At 37.5% G+C, this 24,288-nt stretch carries 23 protein-coding genes; 20 read left to right on the top strand and 3 right to left on the bottom strand.

The genetic code is table 11. From position 1 onward, the window contains the following. The first annotated feature begins 84 nt into the window (after window positions 1-84). The 16 genes from B3D94_RS11430 (at window position 85) to B3D94_RS11355 (ending at window position 17,835) form a co-directional block, all read left to right on the top strand. Window positions 85-1,809, top strand: coding sequence for an ABC transporter ATP-binding protein (locus B3D94_RS11430; RefSeq protein WP_372429744.1), 1,725 nt, complete (start codon window positions 85-87; stop codon window positions 1,807-1,809). A gap of 307 nt (window positions 1,810-2,116) precedes the next feature. After that, a complete protein-coding gene (locus tag B3D94_RS11425; RefSeq protein ID WP_291757331.1) occupies window positions 2,117-3,130 on the top strand; it encodes an ABC transporter ATP-binding protein in 1,014 nt (337 codons plus the stop codon). Next, entirely contained in the window at window positions 3,105-4,085 is a 981-nt protein-coding gene (locus tag B3D94_RS11420; protein ID WP_069482666.1) for an ABC transporter ATP-binding protein, read from the top strand. The genes B3D94_RS11425 and B3D94_RS11420 overlap by 26 nt, the downstream gene beginning before the upstream one ends. Window positions 4,086-4,116: 31 nt before the next feature. Continuing rightward, on the top strand, window positions 4,117-5,733 hold the full coding sequence (locus tag B3D94_RS11415; protein ID WP_069482665.1) for an ABC transporter substrate-binding protein: 1,617 nt from the start codon (window positions 4,117-4,119) through the stop codon (window positions 5,731-5,733). A gap of 228 nt (window positions 5,734-5,961) precedes the next feature. After that, window positions 5,962-6,966, top strand: a complete 1,005-nt coding sequence (locus B3D94_RS11410; protein WP_036165370.1) for an ABC transporter permease — start codon at window positions 5,962-5,964, stop codon at window positions 6,964-6,966. Between the two features lie 12 nt (window positions 6,967-6,978). Then, window positions 6,979-7,875 (top strand): nickel transporter permease, encoded by an 897-nt coding sequence (gene nikC / locus B3D94_RS11405; protein WP_069482663.1) that lies wholly within the window; start codon window positions 6,979-6,981, stop codon window positions 7,873-7,875. A gap of 269 nt (window positions 7,876-8,144) precedes the next feature. After that, window positions 8,145-8,762 carry a TerD family protein gene (locus tag B3D94_RS11400; protein WP_008173487.1) on the top strand — a complete coding sequence of 206 codons (618 nt, stop codon included), beginning with the start codon at window positions 8,145-8,147 and terminating at the stop codon, window positions 8,760-8,762. 31 nt (window positions 8,763-8,793) lie between these two features. After that, the gene (locus tag B3D94_RS11395) at window positions 8,794-9,375 is read left to right on the top strand and encodes a TerD family protein (RefSeq protein ID WP_069482662.1); all 582 of its coding nucleotides are present in this window, start codon (window positions 8,794-8,796) and stop codon (window positions 9,373-9,375) included. Between the two features lie 34 nt (window positions 9,376-9,409). Beyond that, on the top strand, window positions 9,410-9,985 hold the full coding sequence (locus B3D94_RS11390; RefSeq protein WP_291757330.1) for a TerD family protein: 576 nt from the start codon (window positions 9,410-9,412) through the stop codon (window positions 9,983-9,985). Between the two features lie 128 nt (window positions 9,986-10,113). Then, window positions 10,114-10,272 carry a hypothetical protein gene (locus B3D94_RS11385; RefSeq protein ID WP_291757329.1) on the top strand — a complete coding sequence of 53 codons (159 nt, stop codon included), beginning with the start codon at window positions 10,114-10,116 and terminating at the stop codon, window positions 10,270-10,272. A 102-nt stretch (window positions 10,273-10,374) separates the two neighbouring features. Next, a complete protein-coding gene (locus B3D94_RS11380; RefSeq protein ID WP_291757328.1) occupies window positions 10,375-11,568 on the top strand; it encodes an HpcH/HpaI aldolase/citrate lyase family protein in 1,194 nt (397 codons plus the stop codon). Next, complete coding sequence (locus tag B3D94_RS11375) at window positions 11,549-12,910, top strand: phosphoribosyltransferase family protein (RefSeq protein WP_291757327.1); 1,362 nt, start codon at window positions 11,549-11,551, stop codon at window positions 12,908-12,910. Before B3D94_RS11380 ends, B3D94_RS11375 begins: the two co-directional genes overlap by 20 nt. Then, window positions 12,907-14,007, top strand: a complete 1,101-nt coding sequence (locus B3D94_RS11370) for a cysteine protease StiP family protein (protein ID WP_291757326.1) — start codon at window positions 12,907-12,909, stop codon at window positions 14,005-14,007. Before B3D94_RS11375 ends, B3D94_RS11370 begins: the two co-directional genes overlap by 4 nt. A gap of 11 nt (window positions 14,008-14,018) precedes the next feature. Continuing rightward, window positions 14,019-14,837, top strand: a complete 819-nt coding sequence (locus tag B3D94_RS11365) for an HAD family hydrolase (protein ID WP_291757325.1) — start codon at window positions 14,019-14,021, stop codon at window positions 14,835-14,837. 309 nt (window positions 14,838-15,146) lie between these two features. Next, window positions 15,147-16,778 (top strand): YceG family protein, encoded by a 1,632-nt coding sequence (locus B3D94_RS11360; protein ID WP_291757324.1) that lies wholly within the window; start codon window positions 15,147-15,149, stop codon window positions 16,776-16,778. Window positions 16,779-16,800: 22 nt separating this feature from the next. Continuing rightward, entirely contained in the window at window positions 16,801-17,835 is a 1,035-nt protein-coding gene (locus B3D94_RS11355; RefSeq protein WP_291757323.1) for a toxic anion resistance protein, read from the top strand. A 92-nt stretch (window positions 17,836-17,927) separates the two neighbouring features. Here B3D94_RS11355 and B3D94_RS11350 read toward each other — a convergent pair whose 3' ends face one another. Both B3D94_RS11350 and B3D94_RS11345 read right to left on the bottom strand, forming a co-directional pair. Then, window positions 17,928-19,016, bottom strand: a complete 1,089-nt coding sequence (locus tag B3D94_RS11350) for an FUSC family protein (protein WP_008173466.1) — start codon at window positions 19,014-19,016, stop codon at window positions 17,928-17,930. A gap of 135 nt (window positions 19,017-19,151) precedes the next feature. Next, entirely contained in the window at window positions 19,152-20,438 is a 1,287-nt protein-coding gene (locus B3D94_RS11345) for a glutamate-1-semialdehyde 2,1-aminomutase (protein WP_069482654.1), read from the bottom strand. A 130-nt stretch (window positions 20,439-20,568) separates the two neighbouring features. Between B3D94_RS11345 and bcp the strand changes: the two genes are divergently transcribed. The 3 genes from bcp to perR all read left to right on the top strand — a co-directional run bounded on the left by bcp (window position 20,569) and on the right by perR (window position 22,549). Then, complete coding sequence (gene bcp, locus B3D94_RS11340; protein WP_291757322.1) at window positions 20,569-21,045, top strand: thioredoxin-dependent thiol peroxidase; 477 nt, start codon at window positions 20,569-20,571, stop codon at window positions 21,043-21,045. Next, the gene (locus B3D94_RS11335; protein WP_291757321.1) at window positions 21,042-21,986 is read left to right on the top strand and encodes a D-2-hydroxyacid dehydrogenase; all 945 of its coding nucleotides are present in this window, start codon (window positions 21,042-21,044) and stop codon (window positions 21,984-21,986) included. The genes bcp and B3D94_RS11335 overlap by 4 nt, the downstream gene beginning before the upstream one ends. Before the next feature lie 119 nt (window positions 21,987-22,105). After that, entirely contained in the window at window positions 22,106-22,549 is a 444-nt protein-coding gene (perR, locus tag B3D94_RS11330) for a peroxide-responsive transcriptional repressor PerR (RefSeq protein WP_031416903.1), read from the top strand. A gap of 21 nt (window positions 22,550-22,570) precedes the next feature. Here the strand turns inward: perR and B3D94_RS11325 are convergent, their stop codons facing one another. Next, window positions 22,571-22,924 (bottom strand): YgzB family protein, encoded by a 354-nt coding sequence (locus tag B3D94_RS11325; protein ID WP_008173457.1) that lies wholly within the window; start codon window positions 22,922-22,924, stop codon window positions 22,571-22,573. Window positions 22,925-23,070: 146 nt separating this feature from the next. Between B3D94_RS11325 and B3D94_RS11320 the strand changes: the two genes are divergently transcribed. After that, window positions 23,071-23,958 (top strand): nucleotidyltransferase-like protein, encoded by an 888-nt coding sequence (locus tag B3D94_RS11320; RefSeq protein WP_025115858.1) that lies wholly within the window; start codon window positions 23,071-23,073, stop codon window positions 23,956-23,958. Window positions 23,959-24,288 lie beyond the last annotated feature (330 nt).

The following is a 24,288-nucleotide window of genomic DNA, read 5'->3' as shown; positions in this document are numbered from 1 at the left end:
CTATAATACATAGGGCATTCATCAATGGATGCCTGTTTCTTTTTGTAAGGATGTGATGAAAATTTGGGAAGCATAAAGCGATATATGCGCTTTGTAAAACCTTATTCTTGGGAAATCGTTCTAACGATTGTTATTGGTATAGTTAAATTTGCTATTCCATTATTTATTCCATTACTCATTAAAATTGTGTTGGATGATATTATTGCTGCGGACGACTTAACAGATGGAGAAAAAACAAAAGAGCTGTTATATTGGCTCGGCGGAACGATTATTGTGTTCTTTATTATTCGTCCACCAATTGAGTACTATCGTCAATATTTTGCACAACATGTTAGTAATAAGGTGCTGTTTGATATTCGGAAAGAAATCTACGCACATTTACAACGATTAAGTTTAAAATATTATGCCAATACACGTGCTGGTGATGTTATTTCTAGGGTCATCAATGATGTTGAGCAAACGAAGAACTTTGTGATGACGGGTTTAATGAATGTGTGGCTAGACCTTGCAACCATTGTGATTGCAGTAATTATTATGCTCACAATGGATATTAAGCTCACATTAGTGGCCTTATTAGCGTTCCCGTTTTATGCACTGAGTGTGAAGTACTTTTTTGGAAAACTGCGGGACTTAACACGTAAACGTTCTCAAGCACTTGCAGGTGTACAAAGCTATTTACATGAACGAGTAGCTGGTATGAGTATTATAAAAAGCTTTACGCTAGAAAAGCATGAACAAAAATTATTTGATGAAGCAAATGGGGAGTTTTTAGAGAAGGCCCTTGACCAAACAAAGTGGAATGCTAAATCCTTTGCTGTGGTAAATACTATTACAGATGTAGCGCCTTTACTAGTTATTGCTTATGCAGGTTATGAAGTCATAAATGGTACTTTATCTGTTGGAACAATGGTTGCCTTTATCGCGTATATCGAACGATTGTATGGCCCACTTCGCCGCCTTGTTAGTTCTTCAACAACGCTGACACAATCCATTGCATCCATGGATCGAATGTTTGATTTAATGGATGAACCATATGAAGTGAAAAATAAAGTTGATGCGCGTGATTTACGATCCGCCACGGGAGAAGTTCGTTTTGACAATGTATCTTTCCAATATGAAAAAGAAGGCGTATCTATTTTAAATAACATTAATTTCACTATAAATCCTGGTGAGACTGTCGCCTTCGTTGGAATGAGTGGAGGCGGTAAATCCACGATTATTAGCTTAATTCCTCGTTTCTATGATGCAACCGATGGTGTCGTAACGATTGATGGACAGGATGTACGAGATGTTACATTGCATTCACTACGTTCTCAAATAGGGATTGTCCTCCAAGATAATATACTTTTCAGTGACTCTGTTAAAGAAAATATTTTAATGGGAAAACCAGATGCTACAGATGAGCAAGTGATAGAGGCTGCCAAAGCGGCGAATGCCCATGATTTTATTATGACTCTGCCAAATGGTTATGACACTAAAGTAGGTGAACGAGGAGTAAAACTATCAGGTGGGCAAAAACAACGAGTTGCCATCGCTCGCGTATTTTTAAAAAATCCTCCGATTTTAATTCTTGACGAAGCAACTTCAGCGCTCGATTTAGAGAGTGAAGCATTGATTCAGGAATCATTAGAGGAGCTAGCTCATGAGCGAACAACCATAATTATTGCGCATCGTCTTTCAACCATCACTCATGCTGACAAGATTTTGGTAATAGACCATGGTCTATTAATCGAAAGCGGTACTCATGAGCAATTAATGACAAAGCAAGGGACATATTATGATTTATTCCAAGTGCAACATTTGGAGTAATAATAGTGAAATTATACAGAAATCATCAATTGTGAAATTTTTTTCAAAAAAAGTCTTTCATTTATTTTTAAATGGAAGGCTATTTTTTTTTGAAAATCTATATGAAAATATTACTTTATAAGATGTAATTAATACTGAAGGCGAAAGATGCAGAAAAACTGCGTAAATTGCAGAATATTAATGATTGAAAGAGTGATGATTTTTAGTTAGAATTATCTGAAAATAGGGAATTTAACAAAAGTTATAGTATTCTGTTAATAAAATTTATACAATTAAGTAAAATATTAGGTAGGGTGGGACGTTGCGCATGAGGAAAAAGCTACTAGAAATAAAAGGTTTAAAAACAACCTTTTTCACAGATAATGGACAAATTCCTGCTGTAGATGATATCGATTTTTCTGTCCAAGAAGGAGAAATATTAGGGATTGTCGGCGAATCGGGAAGTGGTAAAAGTGTTACGTCATTGTCCATCATGGGATTAATTCCATCACCCCCAGGCAAAATAACAGGTGGTGAAATATTGCTAGAGGGTAAAAATCTGGTGAATTGTACAGAAAAACAAATGCAGAAAATACGTGGAAAAGATATAGCTATGATTTTTCAGGAGCCTATGACTTCACTAAATCCGTTGTTTACAATTGGTGATCAATTAAAGGAGGCCATTTTAATACATAATCCAAAATGGTCGAAAAAGAAAGCGTTTGCCAGAGCTGTTGAAATTATGAAACTTGTAGGTTTACCACGTCCAGAAGAATTGCTAAAGGATTATCCGCATCAGCTGTCGGGTGGTATGCGACAACGGGTTATGATTGCTATGGCACTTGTCTGTGATCCACAGGTTTTAATTGCGGACGAACCGACAACTGCTTTGGACGTTACGATTCAAGCTCAAATTTTACAGCTAATGAAGGACTTAAATAAACGATTGAATACAGCAGTCCTGTTAATTACACATGATCTAGGCGTTGTAGCAGAAACATGTGAGCGTGTGATTGTCATGTATGCTGGACAAATTGTAGAAGAAGCACCAATTCAAGAAATATTCTCTAATCCGAAGCATCCCTATACACAAGGTCTTATTCAATCAGTGCCTGATATGCGTTTTAAAAAGGATCATTTATATTCGATCCCCGGAAGTGTACCAAAACCAGGAAGTATTCAAGTAGGGTGTCGTTTTGCAGCACGCTGTGAATACGCAATGGAACGTTGTTTACAGGAAACACCACCTTTATTTGAGGCAGCAGAGCAGCATAAATCGAGATGTTTTTTACTAGAGAATCAGGAGGTGGAGCAACGTGTCGAAAGTGTTATTAAAAGTTGATGGCTTAAAGAAATATTTCCCGATCCGCAAAGGAGTGCTAAATACACAAACAGGGGATGTAAAGGCAGTAGATGATGTTTCCTTTGAAGTCTTTGAAGGAGAAACATTAGGGATTGTTGGTGAGTCAGGCTGTGGTAAATCGACAACAGGTCGTTTACTAATGCGGTTACTAGAGCCTACTGAAGGAAACATTGAATTCGCAGGTAAAATGATTTCTGAATTATCCAACAATGAAATGAGGAAGGCACGTAGAGATATTCAAATGATTTTTCAGGATCCCTATGCCTCATTAAATCCTCGCCATAACATCGGCAAAATATTGGAGGAGCCTCTTATTGTTCATGGGATAGGTAATGCCAAGGAGCGAAAGCAAAAGGTTTTGGAGCTACTTGAGATTGTTGGATTAAATGAATATCATATCAAACGCTATCCACACCAGTTTAGTGGTGGGCAGAGGCAACGAATTGGCATCGCGCGTGCGTTAATGACCAATCCCCGTTTGCTCATTGCGGACGAGCCTGTATCGGCATTGGATGTGTCCATACAGGCACAAGTATTAAACTTATTGCAAAAGCTGCAAAAGGATTTAAAGCTAACCTATATTTTTATTTCTCATGATTTAGGGGTTGTGCGCCATATTAGCAATCGTGTAGGCGTCATGTATTTAGGTAAATTAGTAGAGTTGACAGCGAGTGAGGACTTATATGCTGAACCGCTTCATCCATATACACAAGCACTCTTATCTTCGGTCCCAGTGCCAGATCCAACGTTTGAACGTGAACAAATCATTATAACTGGGGATATTCCGAGTGCATCCAATCCGCCGAGTGGCTGTACATTCCATACGCGATGTCCTTTTAAAATGGAACAATGCTCACAGGTAGTACCTAGCATGCAAGAAGTGAAACCAGGTCATTATGTTGCTTGCCATCTATATGAGGCACTCCAACATTAAATGATATAAAAACCACATAGGGGGAAATTGAATGAAGAAAAAGAAGCTCTGGACTTTAGGTGTAATGCTGCTCCTTATTCTCTCGACGATCTTAGCAGCTTGTGGCGGCTCTGATACAAAGGATACGGGTAGTAAAGATACTTCAACTGGTGGCGATACAGCTAGCAGTGGTGATCCAAAAATTTTAGTGTATGGTCGTGGAGGAGATTCTGTAGCACTTGACCCTGCTGTTGTCACAGATGGTGAATCCTTTACGGTGACAGCTAATATTTATGAAACATTAGTAAACTTTGGTGAACAAGATGTAACGATTCAACCAGGTCTAGCAAAATCATGGGAGGCAACAGAGGATGGATTAACATATACATTCCAGCTACAAGAAGGTGTGAAATTCCATGACGGCACAGATTTCAATGCTGAGGCTGTTGTTAAGAATATTGAACGTTGGAAATCAAGCAATGATAAATATCCATATTTTAAAACTCAATTTGTCGTTGGTGACAAGCAAATTATAGATTCAGCTACTGCTGAGGGTGACTACACGCTTGTCCTTAAATTAAGCCAACCACAAGCACCATTCTTGAAAAATTTAGCAATGTCTCCATTTGCAATCGCTTCGCCAACAGCATTTGAGGAAGATGAAGAGGGATTGTCAGCAAATCCTGTAGGAACTGGTCCATTCAAATTTGTCAGCTGGGTACGTAATGATTCAATAACAATTGAGAAAAACCCTGATTACTATATTGATGGCTATCCTAAATTGGATAAAGTGATTTATCGCTCTATTCCAGATAACTCCGCTCGTTTAAATGATTTATTAGCAGGTAATATCGATGTAGCTGATGGCTTAAGTCCATCCGATAAAGGGACAATTGAGGGGGATGCCAATTTACAACTAATTGAACGTCCATCTATGAATGTTGGTTATTTAGGTTTAACAGTAACACGCCCTCCATTTGATAATGTAAAAGTGCGTCAGGCAGTTAACTATGCTATTGATAAGCAAGCATTAGTGGATGCATTTTATGAAGGACTAGCTGAACCTGCGAAAAATCCAATGCCACCAGTAATTTCTGGCTATAACGATGAAGTTGCGGGCTATACGTATGATCCTGAAAAAGCAAAAGCATTACTTGCTGAAGCAGGCTATGATGGTAAGGAAATAGAATTATGGGCAATGCCGGTACCACGTCCATACATGCCAGACGGTCAAAAGGTGGCTGAAGCGATTCAAAAGAACTTAGAGGATGTGGGTATTAAATCTAAAATTGTTTCCTACGAATGGGCTACTTATTTAGATAAAGCTGAAAAGGGTGAAGCCGATGCATTCTTACTTGGCTGGACCGGTGATAATGGGGATGCGGATAACTTCTTATATTCATTACTAGATGGCGATAATATCCATTCTAATAACTATACATTCTATGACAATCCAGAATTACACAAGTTATTAACAGCTGCTCAAACTGAAATCGATGAGGACAAGCGTAATGAACTTTATAAGCAAGCTCAGGTGATTATTTCTGAGGATGCTCCATGGGTTCCACTTGCTCACTCTACACCAATTTTAGCTGCCAACAAGAAGGTTACAAATTATATTGCGCATCCTACTGGCTCTGACCGTTTAGATGCGGTAGATATTCAATAGTAATTTTATGTTTAATTGAATAAGAGAATAAGAGAATCTGCTTGCTTTTCTGCGGGTAAGCCGTGGAATTCTAGCAGATTCTTTTCTAGTAAAAGAAAACCAAATTATTTTCTCCTGTATGAAAGATCACTCATCTAAACATTCAAAACCGTTTGGTGAAGGCTCAACCTTTCAACAGAATATAAAGACTTCAAAGTAGATTATGAAAATCATAGAGAGGTGATGAACATGCTTCACTATATGGGGAGACGGTTACTTCAACTAATCCCAGTTTTGCTTGGAATGACTTTTATTGTCTTTATGTTAATACGAGCAATACCTGGTAATCCCGCTCAAGTTATACTGGGACAACAGGCGACAAAAGAGGCGGTCGAGGCATTAAACGCAAGTTTAGGATTAGATAAACCTTGGTATACACAATATTTTAGTTATTTGGCAGGCATTTTTCAGGGAGATTTAGGGGTTTCCTTACGTACAAAATTACCTGTATCAGATGAAATTTTTCCATACTTAGCAGCAACAGCTGAGCTAGCCTTTTTTGCGATGATTATTGCAATTGTTATCGGTGTAAATGCTGGTATTATTTCTGCGTGGTTCCAAAATTCGTGGTTTGATTATACAGCGATGATTGTCGCATTAATCGGTGTTTCTGTTCCGGTGTTCTGGCTGGGTTTGATGGAGCAATGGACATTTAGTAGCAAGCTTGGATGGTTGCCTACCTCTGGTCGAGAAGATGTGCGAAATCCTATAACCGCCATAACCCATTTTTATTTATTGGATACGCTCATACAAGGTCGCTTTGATCAATTCGTCGAAGTCCTAAAGCGACTCATATTACCAGGTGTCGCACTTGCAACGATTCCGATGGCTATCATTGCCAGAATTACAAGGTCTTCTATGCTGGAAGTTATGCGTTCAGATTATGTCCGCACTGCAAGAGCAAAAGGCCAAAAAATGTTTATTGTTGTTTATAAGCATGCCTTGAAGAATGCGGTTATTCCTGTGTTAACAGTAATTGGTCTACAAACAGGATTACTGCTAGGTGGCGCTATTTTAACAGAGACGATTTTTAGTTGGCCAGGAATTGGTCGTTATATTTATGATGCGATTGGCTTCAGGGATTATCCTGTTATTCAATCAGGAATTTTAATCGTTGCATTTATTTTCATCATGATTAACTTAATCGTGGATTTACTGTATACAGTCGTCGATCCGCGTATTAAATACAAATAGAAGGGAGTTGCAATGATGACTGGAGCAATCGATATAAAGAAAGAAGCAGCACCCATTCCAGAAAGGGCAGTAGGTCCTTGGCTCGAAGGCTGGCGTAGCTTTAAAAAGAGCAAAGTGTCACTAGTAGGCGCAGGAATTGTTATATTTTTCGTTTTACTGGCTGTCATTGGTCCGTTCATTGCACCACAGGGCATCAATGAACAAGATTTAACAAAGCGTTTACTGGCACCATCCAGTAATCATTGGTTTGGAACGGATGATTTTGGACGGGATATCTTTTCGAGAATCATTCATGGCGCAAGAATTTCGCTTTGGGTAGGCTTTTTCTCCGTTATTCTATCCGTTATAATTGGTAGTTTACTTGGTATCATTGCAGGTTATTATGGGAAATGGATTGATACGATTATTTCACGTATTTTCGATATTATGCTAGCTTTCCCGAGTATGCTACTAGCGATTGCAGTAGTATCAGTGCTAGGTCCTTCTTTACAAAATGCATTAATTGCTATTGCCATTATTAATGTACCGAACTTTGGACGCTTAATCCGCTCTAAAGTATTAAGTGTCAAAGAAGAGGAATATATTGTAGCAGCAAAGGCAATTGGCATGCGTGATTCACGAATTCTGTTTTCTCATATTTTGCCGAATTCAATCACTCCGATTATTGTACAGGGGACGCTTGCTATTGCAACAGCCATTATTGAAGCGGCGGCATTAGGTTTCCTTGGTCTAGGCGCGCAAGCCCCAGCACCAGAATGGGGAAAAATGCTTGCGGATGCAAGGAAGTTTTTATTAAATGCACCATGGACAATGATTTTCCCAGGTATAGCGATTATGTTAACGGTTCTTGGCTTTAATTTAATGGGTGATGGTTTACGTGATGCACTAGATCCTAAAATGAAAAATTAGTGATTAGATTTCATTAGCCTTCTACAAGCTAGAAGGTTTTTTTTTCGGCTGTTTTGAAAAGGAACTCTTTTACAGTTGAAGCGTCCTTTATAGAAATATTCCTACAAAATAAAATAAAAAAAGATGAACCTTTCGGAGCCATTTATTGAATTTTTTGTCACGTTATTTTAGACTTAAAGTATTGTTGAAAAAGGCAATCTAAATGGGTAGATTATGACTTTACATATAGTCTTTCAATTGAAATACATATTTTTAGGAGGGTGTTCAAATTGGCGATTAATTTACAAAAAGGGCAACGTGTTGATTTAACAAAAGGGAACGCAGGATTAAATAAGATTAAAGTAGGGTTAGGGTGGGACCCTGTCGGCCAAGAAAAAAGTGGTGGCTTCCTTGGCGGTTTATTTTCTAGTAGAAATAGTGGCAGTGGTAGAAGCGTTGACTGTGACGCCTCCGTATTAATGCTGCAAGATGATAAAGTTTTAGCTGGGGACGATGTCATTTATTTTGGGAAATTAACAAGTAGCTGTGGTTCTGTTCGACATTCTGGCGATAATTTAACGGGAGATGGCGATGGGGATGATGAAGTCATCACAATTGAGCTTTCGTCTGTTCCAACACAATTTAATAAGCTAGTGTTTGTCGTAAACATCTATGATGCGGCAGGTAGAAACCAACACTTCGGTATGATTCGAAATGCATATATTCGTGTGTATGATGACAGGACAGGAAGCGAACTAATTCGCTATAATTTAAGTGATGATTATTCGAATTTAACGACGTTAATCTGTGGTGAAATTTACCGTCATCAAACTGAATGGAAATTCGCAGCAGTTGGTTCAGGAACGAACGATCTCAAACTTGGCGACGTTGTTCGAAGATATCAATAAAATAAACGACTATTTAGGAGGAATAAAAAGTATGGGCATTTCACTACAAAAAGGTCAAAAAGTAGATTTAACGAAAACAAATCCGGGATTAACAAATGTAATTGTTGGTTTAGGTTGGGATACAAATAAATATGATGGTGGGAATGATTTCGATTTAGATTCATCTGTATTTTTACTTGCTGATACAGGAAAAGTAGCAGATCAAAATGACTTCATTTTCTACAACAATACAACAGGTGGTAACGGATCAGTTGAACATTCTGGTGACAATTTAACAGGTGTTGGTGAAGGTGACGATGAGGTGGTAAAAGTCGCATTAACTCAAGTTCCTGCACATGTTCAACGACTAGCATTCACTGTAACTATTCATGATGCAGAGTCACGCAATCAAAACTTCGGCATGGTATCGAATGCATATATTCGCATTGTAAATGCTGCATCCAACCAAGAACTAATTCGCTATGATTTAGGTGAGGACTTCAGTATTGAAACAGCGATTGTAGTTGGTGAATTATATCGTCATAACGGAGAATGGAAATTTAACGCAGTTGGTGCTGGCTATCAGGGTGGCTTAGCTGCTTTATGTAATGACTACGGCTTGAACGTAAACTAAAATTTCATCTTTGGAAAGAAAGGGAGATTTTTGAATGGCTATTCAATTAAGTAAAGGGCAGCGAATTGATTTAACGAAGCAAGACCCTAGTTTAAACACCATCGGCATCGGCTTAGGCTGGGATGTAAAACAATTTGATGGTGGGCAAGATTTTGACCTTGATGCATCTGTATTTCTACTAGATTCATCGGGCAAGTGTCGTAACGAACAAGACTTTATCTTTTACAATAATTTAGCGAGTCCAGATCAATCTGTTGTTCATGCAGGGGATAACCGCACAGGCGAAGGGGATGGGGATGATGAAAAAATCCTCGTCAACTTAAAGCAAGTATCTCCTCAAATTGACAAAATTGTTGTAACGGTCACTATTTATGATGCAGAGGGACGTCATCAAAACTTTGGACAAGTCCTAAATGCTTATGTTCGTTTGACAAATGAAGAGTCAGGAGCAGAGGTATTGCGTTATGATTTAGGCGAAGATTTTAGTATTGAAACAGCTGTAGTATTTTGTGAGCTGTACCGTCATAATGGCGATTGGAAGTTTGCTGCAATAGGCTCAGGCTATCAAGGCGGCCTAGCAGCATTAATCAGCGCATATGGCCTACAGTAACTAGTAGATGCAGGTACATGATGAGAATCTTGTATGATGTACTTAATAAATGATTAAGTACATATGCACATTAAAGTATAGGTTCTATTAGTAGACGGAATTTTAGGAATATTTATGATGCGTCCTTAATGGAGCGAGTGTCAGAGTTTGAAACGACTGCAAATATTTTAAATCCGCTTATTGTACTGAAAATGTTTGGGAGTATTTTTGGATTCCATCCACCACATGAAGTATTTTTCATTATTCTAATTGCTGCGTTCTTATTGACATTTGTTGTACAAAGATGAATAAGAAAACAGCAGTGTAACATGGCACTGTATTGGTCTGTATGGAACAGGCTGATACAGTGCTTTTTTCACAAAAGGCATAATTATTGGGGAGTGGATTAGATGCAACACTTTGCAACAGAAGCAGAGACGATTTTTTATAAGAAGCCGCAGCCTTTTACGAAATGGGCAACGTCAGATATTTTATCCTATGCATTAGGTGCTACTTTGTATATGCCCGCTTCCATGCCTAAAATTGTAGGTTTGATCCAATCACAAAAATATAAAGAACTTACGTCACTTGTCATTGATTTAGAGGATGCAGTAGGGGATTCAGAATTAGGTGATTGTGAGGCAAAATTGATAGAGGACATTAGCGAATTATACAAACTCTATCAACAAAAACAATTGCAGCTCCAAGATATCCCCTTACTTTTTATTCGGGTGCGTCATGTTGAACAATTTAGTTATTTAACTTCTAGATTAAAAGAGAAGCAGGAAATTTTAACTGGTTATGTCTTTCCAAAATTCACAGCGACACAGGGAGCACGTTATTTTGAGCTTCTTGAGCAAACAATTCAAGAAAATAATCTTACTTTATATGGGATGCCGATTTTAGAAAGTCGAGAGGTTCTATATAAAGAATCTCGGATGGAGGCATTAGTAGCCATTAAATCGGTTTTACTGCAGCACAAATCAAGGGTGTTGAATATACGAATTGGTGCAACTGATTTTTGTGGAATTTATGGAATTCGCCGCCGTATGGACTCGACCATATATGATATTAGCGTAATAAGGGATTGTATAGCTGATATAGTGAACATTTTAGGACGTGAGGAAGACGGCTTTGTGATATCTGGGCCAGTGTGGGAGTATTTTAGTAATCAGCGTGTGTTAAAACCAGCATTACGCATGACACCATTTAGTGAAAAAGGTGCGCTTGAAACGAGGAAAGCATTATTAGACGATTGCTTAGATGGACTAATGAAGGAAGTTTTAATGGATAAACAAAATGGAATTGTCGGTAAAACGGTTATTCATCCAAGTCATATCCGTGTTGTGCATGCACTATACGCTATTTCGTATGAAGAGTATTTAGATGCACTTAGTATTGTTGAACATAATGATGGTAGTAAAGGTGTGATGAAAAGTCATTATGCTAATAAAATGAATGAAATCAAACCACATATGCGATGGGCACAACGTATTTTAAAACAGGCACATGTCTATGGCGTTTATCATGAATCTGTGGATTTCGCCTCACTATTATTAAATTCTGAACTAGGTGGTCATATGTATGCAACAACAAATGAGTAAACTTACTATTTTACCAAATTATTCAATCGACATTGAAATCACCCATAACCCACACAATTTTGCGCTAACAGATTTATTTCAAATGGCAGCTCGTATAAATAAGAAGAGACAATTTTTATTTGTAAGTACTGTGCTTGGCAAGCATTTGGCTGTTCGTCCGCAAATTCCTTTGTTAACTGGAGCTCTATTAGCTATGATGTACGACAAGCAAGGCAGTAGTCAAAAAGTCAATACAATATCGTCTGTTGTTCAAGCTTTAAAAGAAGGAATAAATATAGAGGAACTACAAAATTCTGTGAAAGGAAGCGTAGAGTTAGCACAAGAGACATTGTTTATTGGGTTCGCGGAGACAGCCACTGCACTTGGACATGCTGTATTTAATGCATTTCAATCAAATGCTATGTATATCCATACCACTCGTGAAGTCATTCCTCATATTGAACCATTTGTCACATTCGAAGAAGAACATTCCCATGCGACAAGCCATAGAATTTATACAGAGGAACCTGATGTTTTACAGCAAGCTAAGCGCATCGTGTTAATAGATGATGAAATTACTACTGGGAATACGGTCATCAACATAATTGAAACATTAAAAAAGAAGTTTCCTGATGTTAAACAGTACGCAGTCCTATCGATTTTAGATTGGCGATCAGACCAGCAGCGAATAGTCTTTCAGCAATTAGAAGAGCAATGGGGAATTTCTATTGAATTCATCTCCATTATGTGTGGGTCATTCAATTGTACAGGAGTACCTAGTTTAACAAGTATACAGCCGAGCATTACGACTATTGCTACAAAAGACATCAACCTATTGCCCATCAAAGACTCCACTGATCCTCTTTTCTATCATTCAATTGCAGAGAATGGCAAAATGAACAGTCGACCGTATCTTAAAGCAACAGGGAGATTTATGCTAACATCTAAACAGCATTTTGAACAAAAGCACATGTTACAGGCTATCGCCAAGCAATTAATGGAGCTACGAACGGACGGACCAGCTCTTGTGATTGGGACTGGTGAGTTTATGTATGTGCCTATGCAAATTGCCTCTTATTTAGGGAATGATGTTTATTTTCAATCAACAACTCGCAGTCCGATCTATTGTACAGACGATTTAAATTATACGATTACAGAGAAAATAGTATTTGAGAGTCCCGAGAATAATGGGGTTGAAAATTATTTATATAATGTCCAAAGCCAACCGTATACGGAACTTTTTCTACTAGTGGAACGTATAGCAAGTAACGAGGTAGTAGCTAGGATGGTGGCAGCTCTGCAGTCAATTAGTGAAGCAAAGGTATATGTTATTTGTATGCATGAGTTGGAGGGAGCACGATGAAATCGACTTTACAGCCAGATAGAATGGGTAGCTATGCACGAGAGGACGTTATTTTTTTATTGCGTGATATTGGAAATGTTTTTCTAGAGATGGGTAATGAAAAACGGGAGCAGCTTATTCAAGCAGGTACGCATTATTCTGAAATGTTACCAAGGGAATATCAACCATCTAAAACATATATGAATCTATTTTATAAAACTTTGGATGCTTCCGCGGATAGAATAGCGATAGCCGTTGGGATAGTAGCAGAACGAATCATCAAAAATAGAGGGTTAGACAATTTAATACTTGTTAGTTTAGCTAGAGCAGGTACGCCAATCGGCATTTTAATCAAACGTTACATATCGATGAACTACAAGGTGGATGTGCCACATTATTCGATTTCAATTTTGCGTGGTCGTGGATTTGATGAGGTGGCGATACGTTACATTTTGTCACAACATCCACAAGGCTGTCTTCAATTTATTGATGGTTGGACGGGGAAGGGTGCTATAACCAAAGAATTGATCCAATCTTGCCAAAAATTTAATGGACAATATCAAGCACAATTAAAAGCTGATTTAGCTGTATTAGCAGATCCAGGGCATTGTGCGAGGATTTATGGAACTCGGGAAGATTTTTTAATTCCATCGGCCTGTTTAAATTCAACTGTCTCTGGCTTGGTGAGTAGAACCGTTTTAAATTTGCAGTTTATGGATGAGCACGACTTCCATGGAGCAAAATACTACAAAGAATTAGAAGATATAGATGTCTCGAACTTGTACATAGATCGTATAGTCGCATGCTTCAAACAAGTACAGAGTGAGATTATCAGTCAACTTCAGGATGAAGCCACTTCTCTTATTACTTGGGCAGGTATGAAATCGGTCCAAAATATTCAATTGGATTTTGCCATGGATAACATTAACCTTATTAAACCAGGTGTTGGAGAAACGACAAGGGTTTTATTGCGACGAATACCTTGGAAAATCTTAATTAATCCACAGTATACAGATGAGCTAGAGCATATTTTATTATTAGCTCATGAAAAAAATGTAGTAATAGAAGAATATTCGCATATGTCCTACGCATGTTGCGGCTTAATAAAAGAATTGTAGAGGAGCTCAAAATGATATTATTCACATCAGATTTAGATAGAACACTGATTTATTCTAAACGTATGATGGAAATGTTTCCGCCTATTTCAGATAAAGTGGTCGTTGAACAGAAGGCTAATGAAACGATGAGCATGATGACAAAAGAAACGGCTATTTTATTGCAACAAGTGCATCAGCAAACACAATTTGTCCCTGTTACAACTAGAGCGTTACATCAATATAAAAGAATTCATTTTATAAATGACTTGAACCCTGCTTTTGCAATTACGAGTAATGGGGGTACAATATTAGAGAAGGGTCAGCCATACGACAAATGGACGAAAACATTAGCTAGACGTATTGAAGATTCTTCAATTCCGCAAGAGGATATGTCACAACTATTTCAAACCATCAAATCGGATACATGGCTACAACGTTCCTTCTATATAGACGATCTTTTTTATGTCCATCATGTAAATTTGGATGTATTACAGCAGGATGATTTACATGCCATTGTTCAAGAATTCGATGCCCATGGTTGGTGCGTTCTTCTACAAGGAAAAAAATTATATTTCATGCCAAAGGTTTTGACCAAGGAAGCTGCAATAGAATATATGATGGAGTTTTGTACATACGATGTGCATATAGCAGCAGGCGATTCTATGATGGATTATGGAATGCTGATGATGGCTGATGTAGCTTTTACACCAAACCACGGTGATTTAAAGGATAAACAGCCGAAAATACTACTTAATACAACATACTCGCCGTATGAGGGGGAAGCATTTACCAAACATTTGCTTCAGACTGTTTTACAGTATGCAACACAACAAGATTTTTCGCTATCATAGGATAGAATTATTGGATGACAAACGAAATTTTTCATAAAGTACATCCACATTTGTTAGCATAAAATCAAGTTATGATGACGGCAATCATTTTAGTTTTTTTACTGGAGTTTTACTTAGTAAGGGTGGAATAAACTCCATGAAAGTGGAATTCATATTTTACCATTTTGCATTTTGGGGATGCTAGGTTGGATTTATTTGGGTATACCTTTTCAACAATAATAAGGAAAATAATATTAATTTCATTTATATACCCGTTGAATTTAGCTTAAGGATATACTGAGGATGATTTTTTTAGGAGGTGGCGTTTGTATGCAAACAATCACAATTAAATCAATAGTCGAGCGTAATCCAGATGATTGGCTACAGGCGTTTCAAGATTCACCAAAGAATCGTGCATTTTATGAGGAAACACCGCAACAAATAAGTTTTAGCCGTATTGCTCTACGTGTTTTAGGAGTACCAATTGAGGAAGATGAGTATTTTAATTCATTATATACTTTATCTCAAAACCAAAATATTCATATTTTAAGTGAAGAATTAAATAAGCATATTGAACAGAAAGACTTTCAAGCTATACAACATATTTTATCGCAGCATCAGCAAACACCTAAAGGGCTTACTATTAATCGTTTAGTTGCGATGATGTATGGGTATCAACTGATTCCCAAACATGATGACAGCATTATGAATCGACATTTACAGCTAACGACTATTAAGGTTATAGAATTATTTCAACATCAACAATCGCTAGGCTTACTTTCCAATGAATTTCGCCGTTTTTTAATTGATCTGGTGAAGTGGTTAAAAAACCATTGGATTCAATGGGCTAAAGCTCTGAAGCCTACTGATGATTTTCCTAAAGTTGTTTGGTATGGAGAAGCCACTGTTAGTCAGCGATATTTTCTTTTACTGCTAATGGAACTGGGCTGTGACGTATTAATATTTCATCCAGCAAAAGTCGATGAGTTTGCTGAGTTAGATCCTACTGATGCGTTTTCCGTCAGCTATTCCTATACGAGCCAAACAACATTACAGCCATTTCCTGACAAGCCTCGTGATCGTCAGGCAACTGTAGGGTATCGTTCTAGTCAGCACTTTGAACAATTAATGCATGACCAGCAATCAGGAGTCTATAGACCGTGGCAATTTAAAGACTTTATGCCACGCTCATTAACTTTGCGTATGACATATGATGATATTTTTATTTATGCGAAGGAAAAAGCATTAGTACGACCGCAATTTGATATCAATGGAAATGAAGTAGTGATCCCTGTCATCTTTGCTAAAATCAGTGGAGTCTCAAGCCAGCGTGAGGAATATTGGCACTTAATGCATCAGTTATTAATAAACCCACAAACTATCTTCGTGCAGGAATTCCCTTTTACAAAAACGAGCAAGGCCAACTTTCATTTTCATTATAAACATTGCTTAGTAAATGGCGAACTTTCAGTAGAACGTATTATACAAAGTGATTGGTGGCAGTATGGTGAATTATCGTTGGAGCTACAGCAAGCCATTGCCCATACGATCAAAATATCTTGTGAGCAACCAATGTTAAAACAACAGCCAAATGAGACTTTATATGATTTACAGTTATTTTTATTTAAGCAGTTAACAATGATTCCTCAAGAGATCCTAAGATTATTGCAAAGCTTCGACTATTCACAAGATATACCGAAGATTGTTTTGTATCAAGCGCCACAGCAACCTGCCTTATCGCGTGAAGATATTGCCTTACTAGCGTTTTTAAATCGGTTCGGTATGGATATCGTTTTTTATAATCCAACAGGTCAATTAGATTTAGAAAAGCACCTGCAAGAGGACACTTATGATGTACATCGTTTAGAGCATATGTTATTTGATTTGCCCTATGAAGAGCCACAGCAACAAAAAACGGCACCGGATAAAATTATTAAAAAGCTCTTTAATCGCTTTTTCTGATGATAGGAAGGAGGCGGCGACCATGTCAAACATCCCAATGATGCTTGAGCAGCTGACACAAGAAACAGCAGATGCCGTCAAACAACAATTACGAGAGCATGTAGAGGTCCAACAAATTGCTCATCAGATTGATATAAAAAATCAGCTAGAGCTAATGGAGTTGGGAAAAGAACCAGCTACCAAATTAGCAAAATTTGCAAATCAAATTTTAGATATAGTGACCCAATCGGCTACTTTTGAATCCAATACATTATTTAAACAGCTCGAGGCCATAATGCTGACCTTTGATAAAAAAGATTTTACTGAGCAAAAGGGTTTCTTCAAGAAACTATTTACACGTAAATCCAAAGGTGAAGATGATGTATATACGAAATACAATGTGCTCGGTAGAGATATTGAGAAAATTCATTACCAATTTGTACTGATGGAAGAGGAATTAGCGAAGGATAATCGATTACTTGCTCGATTATACAAGGAAGATTTGATGTTTTACCTTGATTTAGAAAAATATATCGTAGCAGCTGATATGAAATTACATGAGGTGCAAACCACATTAATTCCTATGTATGAGAAACAGGGTGAGGCAGGTAATCAGGTAGCCAAAATGGAGCTTAATCGTTTACAGGCAATTGCTGAAATACTTCAACAAAAAATAGATGAATTAGAAAAATCACGAATGGTTGCCATTTTAACAGCTCCACAAATTGAGATGCTACGACATGGAAATAGTGAGTTGATGGAACAGATTAATGGCGCATTTGTTAAAACCATTCCTGTTTTTAAAATGGGGCTGATGAATGCTGTGAATGAAAGACGTCAACAATTACAAAATCAATCAGCATCAGCCTTTGAAAATCGAGTGAAGCAATTTGGAGAAGTTAGCAATGAAGCGGTTCACCTAAGCACAGCTCTTGCTCAGCAAGCGGATACAACACAGACGCTAGAAGAAATGTGGGATACCATTGTTACGGGTATTGCTAACTATCAGCATTTACGGAATGAGCAGACAGGTAAACGTAAGCAAGCAGAGGAGCAATTGCTTGCGTTACGTTTTTAATTTTACCTCTAAGTAGAATTTTACTTAGAGGTTTTTTCGTGTAGTAAAAAGCGACAGATTCACTGTGCATTAATCTGTCGCTTACGTGGTTGCTAGATAAATTCTTCTTCAAATTCTACATTAATTTCATGGCCGTGGTAGCTTTGGTATGAAACGATCAGTGTATCTAAATGCTCTAAATTTTCCTCGTAATCTAAAATTCTCGATAAAATATAGAGTAAGTGATAGCTAGAAAATTCCGTATCGCCTTCTTCGCGAGCAAAGTTTACTTGCTTGATGAAAATTTCCATTAGTTCATTGCGTTGAACATAGTCGATGCTTTTACTCCACTCAGAATGCTCAGGCTTTAATTTCCCTGTATATTTTAAGAGCAATTGTTCGTGATACGTTAATAAGGAATCAAGCCGTTCTTGAATCATTAAGTGAAATTGGGTAGGTAGCTTAGCTAATTCGTTTTCGTGATTATGCAATCGTTGTAACAATTCTAAACTTTTTTTGGAAGTTAAAATCATTTGACGATAGACGACCAATTTACGTGCTTTTACATACTTTTTATTTTTGAAGTAATTACGCTCCTCTTTGTATAAATCATACAGCGTATCCACTCGTAACATACGGCTTTTAAATTTACTTAATGCACCCTTTGTGGATGTATGCTCAGAAGCCTGGCGTACCGCAAGTCGTGTCCAACGAATAATATCATCCTGCAAAATATAAATTTTGCGGAATAGTTTGATCTCATATTTCGGTGGTAAGAAAACAAGATTAACGACAAATGCTGCTAACACGCCAACTAATATAGTAACAAAGCGTATTAAACCAAATGTTAAAAAGTCTTCTCCTTGGAACTCCATAATGGCCACAACTGACACCAGCGCTAACGAAAGAGATTTTTCTAGTTTAAATTTCAACATTAAACCAATAGCTATGATGACGGCTATGCCAATGGCAACCACATGATGGCCAAAAAGCAAGCCGAAAAAGACGGCAATGGTTGCACCTATAATATTTGCTTGAACTTGCTCTACAATGGTTTGATAAGAGCGATAAATAGAAGGCTGAATCGCAAAAATAGCTGCAATTCCAGCAAAAACAGGTGAAGGTAGTTTTAATAGCTCTGCAATAAACAGGGCAAATACGATAGCGACACCAGTTTTAAATACGCGGGCACCTAATTTCATAAAGATGTCCTTTCTGTCTAATATTTTTTAGCTTCTTTACATTATAGAAGGAAGTGCTCATAAAATACATAGATTTGTATGCAGGAATAAGAAAAAGGCGACTTATGATAGAAAGTCGCCTTCGTATGTTCATTATTATAATTGTGAAAATGCGTAATTCACAGCTTTAATCGTTTCAAGAATATCTGCTTCTGTATGTTCTGTAGTTAAGAACCATGCTTCATATTTAGAAGGAGCTAGATTAACGCCTTGCTCAAGCATTAGTTTAAAGAAGCGGCCAAAAATTTCACCGTTAGAGTTTTCGGCTTGCTCATAGTTTTCTACTTTCACATCTGTAAAGTAAATTGTCAGCGCGCCTTTAAGACGATTTAACGTGATTGTCACTCCATGCTCTTTAGCTGCAGCTAAAATTCCTTCTTCTAAAATCCCACCTAACCGATCCATTTCATCGTAAATGCCTGGTGTTTGCAGGACTTCTAAGCATGCAATACCTGCTTGCATAGATGCTGGATTTCCGGCCATCGTTCCGGCTTGGTAAGCTGGGCCTAGTGGTGCGACTGTATCCATAATTTCTTTACGACCACCATATGCACCAATTGGTAAACCGCCTCCAATAACTTTACCAAGTGCTGTTAGGTCAGGTGTTAGACCAAGTAAGTTTTGGGCACCGCCGTAGTGGAAGCGGAAAGCCGTGATAACTTCATCGTAAATTGTTAAGGCTCCTTTTTCTTCGGCTGTAGCGTGTACTAATTCAAGGAAGCCAGGATTCGGTTCAACAATACCGAAGTTTCCTACGATTGGTTCAATTAAAATAGCTGCAATTTCATCGCCCCATTTATTCATTGCTTCTGTAAAAGCTTCAGGGTTATTGAAAGGCACCGTAATAACTTCTTCAGCTGTAGAAGTCGTTACACCTGCTGAGTCTGGTGTTCCTAATGTAGCAGGACCTGAACCAGCAGCTACTAATACTAAATCGAAGTGACCATGGTAGCATCCGGCAAATTTCATTATTTTTGTACGTCCTGTATAGGCACGTGCAACACGAATAGTTGTCATAACAGCTTCTGTACCAGAGTTGTTAAAGCGTACTTTATCCATAGACGGAATGGCTTCTTTTAGCATTTTTGCAAAAGTAACCTCGTATTCAGTCGGCGTTCCAAACAATGTGCCATTTTCAGCGGCATGTGTAATGGCCTTAGCAATGTGAGGGTGTCCATGACCTGTAACGATAGGACCATATGCTGCAAGATAATCAATATAACGATTGCCATCTACATCCCAAAAATAAGCCCCTTTTCCTCGAACCATTGCCACAGGAGAACCACCGCCTACTGCTTTATATGAACGAGAAGGGCTATTTACACCACCAACGATATGTTGTAACGCCTCTGCGTGTACTGCTTCAGATTTTGCGTGATTCATAGTATTGCCTCCTAACTTTTTATACGTAATCTATTGTAGACCTATCAGTGTAAGAAATCCAAAGAAATTAAGGAATATGACTTGATTTGTTACTTGGAGTAAAATAGAACGTACAAGGGAGGAGATAGTTATGACTTTACAAGAAGGACAGAAGGTGCCCGATTTTTCTCTTATAAATGAAAAGGGAGAGAGCGTACAGCTAACTGATTTTAAAGGACAGAATGTTATTTTATACTTTTACCCAAAAGATATGACACCGGGTTGCACAACGGAAGCATGTGATTTTCGAGATAAGTTTGAGGACTTTAGTTATTTAAACGCTGTTGTTCTGGGCGTTAGTCCAGATGATGCAAACAAACATACAAAATTTATTGATAAGCATGGCTTGCCTTTTTCTTTATTAGTAGATGAAGATCATGCTGTAGCGGAGGCATACGGTGTATGGGTCTTAAAGAAAATGTATGGACGTGAATTTATGGGTATTGAGCGTTCAACATTTTTAATTGATTCGGAGGGTAAGTTAATGAAAGCTTGGCGTAAAGTACGTGTGAAAAATCATATTGAAGAAGTTTATGCCTATTTAGCAGAACAGGAGGCGACAACATGAGAATCTATTTTACTTTTGAACCAAGACCAGATTTACGTGAACCATTATTAGCAGAGTTCCCACAAGTCGATTTTATATTTGAAAGCGGAATAACAAATGAAGAGCTTCAAAAAGCGGATGTATTAGTTACATATGGGGAGGATTTATCAACAGAGAGCATTCAACAGGCGACGAAGTTAAAATGGATTTTTGTTGCATCAGCAGGTATTGAAAAAATGCCTTCCCAAGCTATTATGGAACGGGGTATTTTAGTTTCTAATGTAAGAGGTATTCATAAAACACCTATGGCAGAATCAATGCTAGCCCATATTTTAGCCATTAAACGCGCTTTACCTTGGATGTATGAGCAACAAAAGATAAGTGAATGGTCCAAAAAAGCCAAACAAACTGAATTGCGAGATAGTACAGCGCTTATTTTAGGTCCAGGGGCTATTGGCTCGGAAGTGGGTCGCTTATTACAAGCTTTTGGTGTCAAGACTATTGGCTGCAATCGTTCTGGAAATGAAGCGTCAAACATGGATAAGATGATTAGCTTTGGGCAATTAAAAGAAACTTTGCCGAGTGCGGATATTGTCATTTCTGTCCTGCCAAAAACACAAGAAACAACGCATTTATTAAATGAAGAACATTTTATTGCTATGAAGAGCAGTGCGATTTTCATGAATTTTGGCAGAGGGAATTTGGTTGATGAAAAGGTACTCATACAGGCGATTGAGGCTGGGGAAATTGGATATGCCGTTTTGGATGTATTCGAAGAAGAACCTCTGTCATCAAACAATCCACTATGGGCATTGCCAAATGTTATAGTATCACCACATGTCTCAAGCCATTCATCTCGTTATGTGGAACGAAGCTTAGAAATTTTTAAGCCAAGCTTAACAAAATGGCTAAGAGGTGACAGAGATTTAGAAAATGTCATGGAGCTATCGAGAGGATATTAAGAAAAAAAACGATGAAATTAGAGGATTAGTATGTGTGATTGTTGACGAAGTAGCGCTAATTGGATACACTATTTATAACAATTATAAATTAATAATACTTATGGAAGAGGTGCATGACGATGTCTACAACGCATTTACAGGATGCACTGGACACGTTAAAAACAACTGGTGTACGTATTACTCCTCAGCGTCATGCTATTTTGGAATATCTAATTCAATCTATGGCACATCCTACTGCCGATGAAATTTATAAAGCACTTGAAGGGAAATTTCCTAATATGAGTGTAGCGACGGTCTATAATAACCTGCGAGTATTTCGTGAGGTTGGTCTTGTGAAAGAGCTTACTTATGGAGATGCTTCAAGTCGCTTTGATTTCGTGACAAATGATCATTACCATATGATTTGTGAATGCTGTGGCAAGATCGTCGATTTCCATTATCCTGGTCTCGATGAAATAGAGCATTTTGCATCACAGGTAACTGACTTTGATGTGCATTCGCATCGTTTAGAGATATACGGCACATGTCCATCATGTAAAGGTGTTACTGCTAAAGTACAATAAAAATCCTAGCTCTTTTACGGGCTAGGATTTTTTCGTTTTATGATTATAGGATTGGTCGAACTCTTTGCCTTCAAGAGTAGGATCAAGCGTTAATGGCTCATTACAATACATACACATATCAACTCTACCTAAAACTTTTGTATGCTTATGGCAATTTGGACACTCAACTTGAATTGCCCGTGTTGATAATAAACCTATCCAGGCATAGACAACTGTACTACCAATAATACATAAAACACCTAATGTCATGAAAATTAAAACTAATATTGGGCTATTTTTAAAGAATATACCTCCGTACATTACAATAAAACCAATAAAGATTAGTGCTAAAGCGAATGAACGAATTTTATTAATTTTACTTTTATAAGGTTTCATTTATCTTGCCTCCCAATCTAAAATCTACTATAACATATAAGGGCAAAGTATTTTAGCTTTGAGGTAAATCAAAGAAGGAATACTTTTAGAGTATGTCGAATTTTTAACGGAACAAGAGAAGCTATATGAATAAAGGGGGGCTGAACATGGAGCAAGTATTGCGTCCTATATACCAAGAACGTGCGAGTCAGTCAAATACATTAGGCGTTATTTTAGTAGAAAAGCGTGAGGAGCAAAGTAACGTTACAGATACATTTGATACTGTTTTATTAATTATTGTAAAAGAAGCAGAGCAGCCAGTCTTTTCAAAACATTACTTATATGAAGGAAATAAAGTCGCTCTACATACGGTTACGGAAAAATTAATACGAAAATGGCTCCTAATCGGTTCTAATAAGAAAGTAGTCGATTGGATTTTCTTTGGCAGAGTACTATTTGATCGAAATGAATTTCTGCATAAATTAAAAATAGAGTTACAGGAATTTCCGTATAGTGGTCGTAAGATTAAAACGGGCATTCAATTCTCAAAGTTAATCCGTCGTTATTTGGAGGGGAAAGAATACTTTGATAAGGGCAGTTATTTGGATGCATATAATCATGTAGTCGATTCTTTACACCATTTGGGTCGTTTATCGATTATTGATAGTGGTTTATACCCTGAAGTAACTGTATGGGGACAAGTGAAAAAAATTGAACCAGCCATTTATAAGCTATACGAAGAGCTAGTGACAAGTAATGAGCCAATAGAAAAGCGCCTAGAACTTTTATTTTTAGCAAGTGAGTTTTTAATCCATTCTCGTACACGAGATGGAGCACAACATATATTAGAAGTGATGCAAACAAAGGAAACCTGGTCTATTCAAGAGCTACATGACCATCATGAACTCATGAATTACTCAGTTGATTTAGAAGTGTTTGTCGAATACTTAGTGGATAAGGGGTATATTCATATAGAGCCAGTTACTGCGAAAAACGAGATGATCTTTCACCGCCATTATAAGGTCAATAAAGATGCTCTAGAAATCGGTCAATGACTGTAGTATGCTTGTAATCGAGGTATCTAAAAAATACCTCGATATTTTTTTAGAAAAGTAGTTGACGAATAACACATTGGTATTGTATTATATTAATTGTCGCTAAGACATAACGAATAACTCGATGAAAAACATAAAAAACTTTTTCAAAAAGTGGTTGACATGTTTTGAACGAGATGTTAATATAAAGAAGTCGCTGAAAAACGACTTCGAAATGAACCTTGAAAACTGAACAAGCAAAACGTAATCAATAAAGTTTTTAATAGCTAGCCTAGCTAGTGAACGGAACAAAATTTTGGACATCAAAATTGATGCCAGCAAAACAATTTG

Source organism: Lysinibacillus sp. UBA5990 (genome assembly GCF_002429815.1).
GTDB classification, from domain to species: domain Bacteria; phylum Bacillota; class Bacilli; order Bacillales_A; family Planococcaceae; genus Lysinibacillus; species Lysinibacillus fusiformis.
This window is presented reverse-complemented; position numbering and strand designations above follow the sequence as displayed.

Coding starts and splice junctions, on each gene's coding strand:
- B3D94_RS11430 (WP_372429744.1), top strand. CDS start 85: ATGCGCTTTGTAAAACCTTATTCTTGGGAAATCGTTCTAACGATTGTT.
- B3D94_RS11425 (WP_291757331.1), top strand. CDS start 2,117: ATGAGGAAAAAGCTACTAGAAATAAAAGGTTTAAAAACAACCTTTTTC.
- B3D94_RS11415 (WP_069482665.1), top strand. CDS start 4,117: ATGAAGAAAAAGAAGCTCTGGACTTTAGGTGTAATGCTGCTCCTTATT.
- B3D94_RS11410 (WP_036165370.1), top strand. CDS start 5,962: ATGCTTCACTATATGGGGAGACGGTTACTTCAACTAATCCCAGTTTTG.
- nikC (WP_069482663.1), top strand. CDS start 6,979: ATGATGACTGGAGCAATCGATATAAAGAAAGAAGCAGCACCCATTCCA.
- B3D94_RS11395 (WP_069482662.1), top strand. CDS start 8,794: ATGGGCATTTCACTACAAAAAGGTCAAAAAGTAGATTTAACGAAAACA.
- B3D94_RS11390 (WP_291757330.1), top strand. CDS start 9,410: ATGGCTATTCAATTAAGTAAAGGGCAGCGAATTGATTTAACGAAGCAA.
- B3D94_RS11385 (WP_291757329.1), top strand. CDS start 10,114: ATGGAGCGAGTGTCAGAGTTTGAAACGACTGCAAATATTTTAAATCCG.
- B3D94_RS11380 (WP_291757328.1), top strand. CDS start 10,375: ATGCAACACTTTGCAACAGAAGCAGAGACGATTTTTTATAAGAAGCCG.
- B3D94_RS11375 (WP_291757327.1), top strand. CDS start 11,549: ATGCAACAACAAATGAGTAAACTTACTATTTTACCAAATTATTCAATC.
- B3D94_RS11370 (WP_291757326.1), top strand. CDS start 12,907: ATGAAATCGACTTTACAGCCAGATAGAATGGGTAGCTATGCACGAGAG.
- B3D94_RS11365 (WP_291757325.1), top strand. CDS start 14,019: ATGATATTATTCACATCAGATTTAGATAGAACACTGATTTATTCTAAA.
- B3D94_RS11360 (WP_291757324.1), top strand. CDS start 15,147: ATGCAAACAATCACAATTAAATCAATAGTCGAGCGTAATCCAGATGAT.
- B3D94_RS11355 (WP_291757323.1), top strand. CDS start 16,801: ATGTCAAACATCCCAATGATGCTTGAGCAGCTGACACAAGAAACAGCA.
- B3D94_RS11350 (WP_008173466.1), bottom strand. CDS start 19,016: ATGAAATTAGGTGCCCGCGTATTTAAAACTGGTGTCGCTATCGTATTT.
- B3D94_RS11345 (WP_069482654.1), bottom strand. CDS start 20,438: ATGAATCACGCAAAATCTGAAGCAGTACACGCAGAGGCGTTACAACAT.
- bcp (WP_291757322.1), top strand. CDS start 20,569: ATGACTTTACAAGAAGGACAGAAGGTGCCCGATTTTTCTCTTATAAAT.
- B3D94_RS11335 (WP_291757321.1), top strand. CDS start 21,042: ATGAGAATCTATTTTACTTTTGAACCAAGACCAGATTTACGTGAACCA.
- perR (WP_031416903.1), top strand. CDS start 22,106: ATGTCTACAACGCATTTACAGGATGCACTGGACACGTTAAAAACAACT.
- B3D94_RS11325 (WP_008173457.1), bottom strand. CDS start 22,924: ATGAAACCTTATAAAAGTAAAATTAATAAAATTCGTTCATTCGCTTTA.
- B3D94_RS11320 (WP_025115858.1), top strand. CDS start 23,071: ATGGAGCAAGTATTGCGTCCTATATACCAAGAACGTGCGAGTCAGTCA.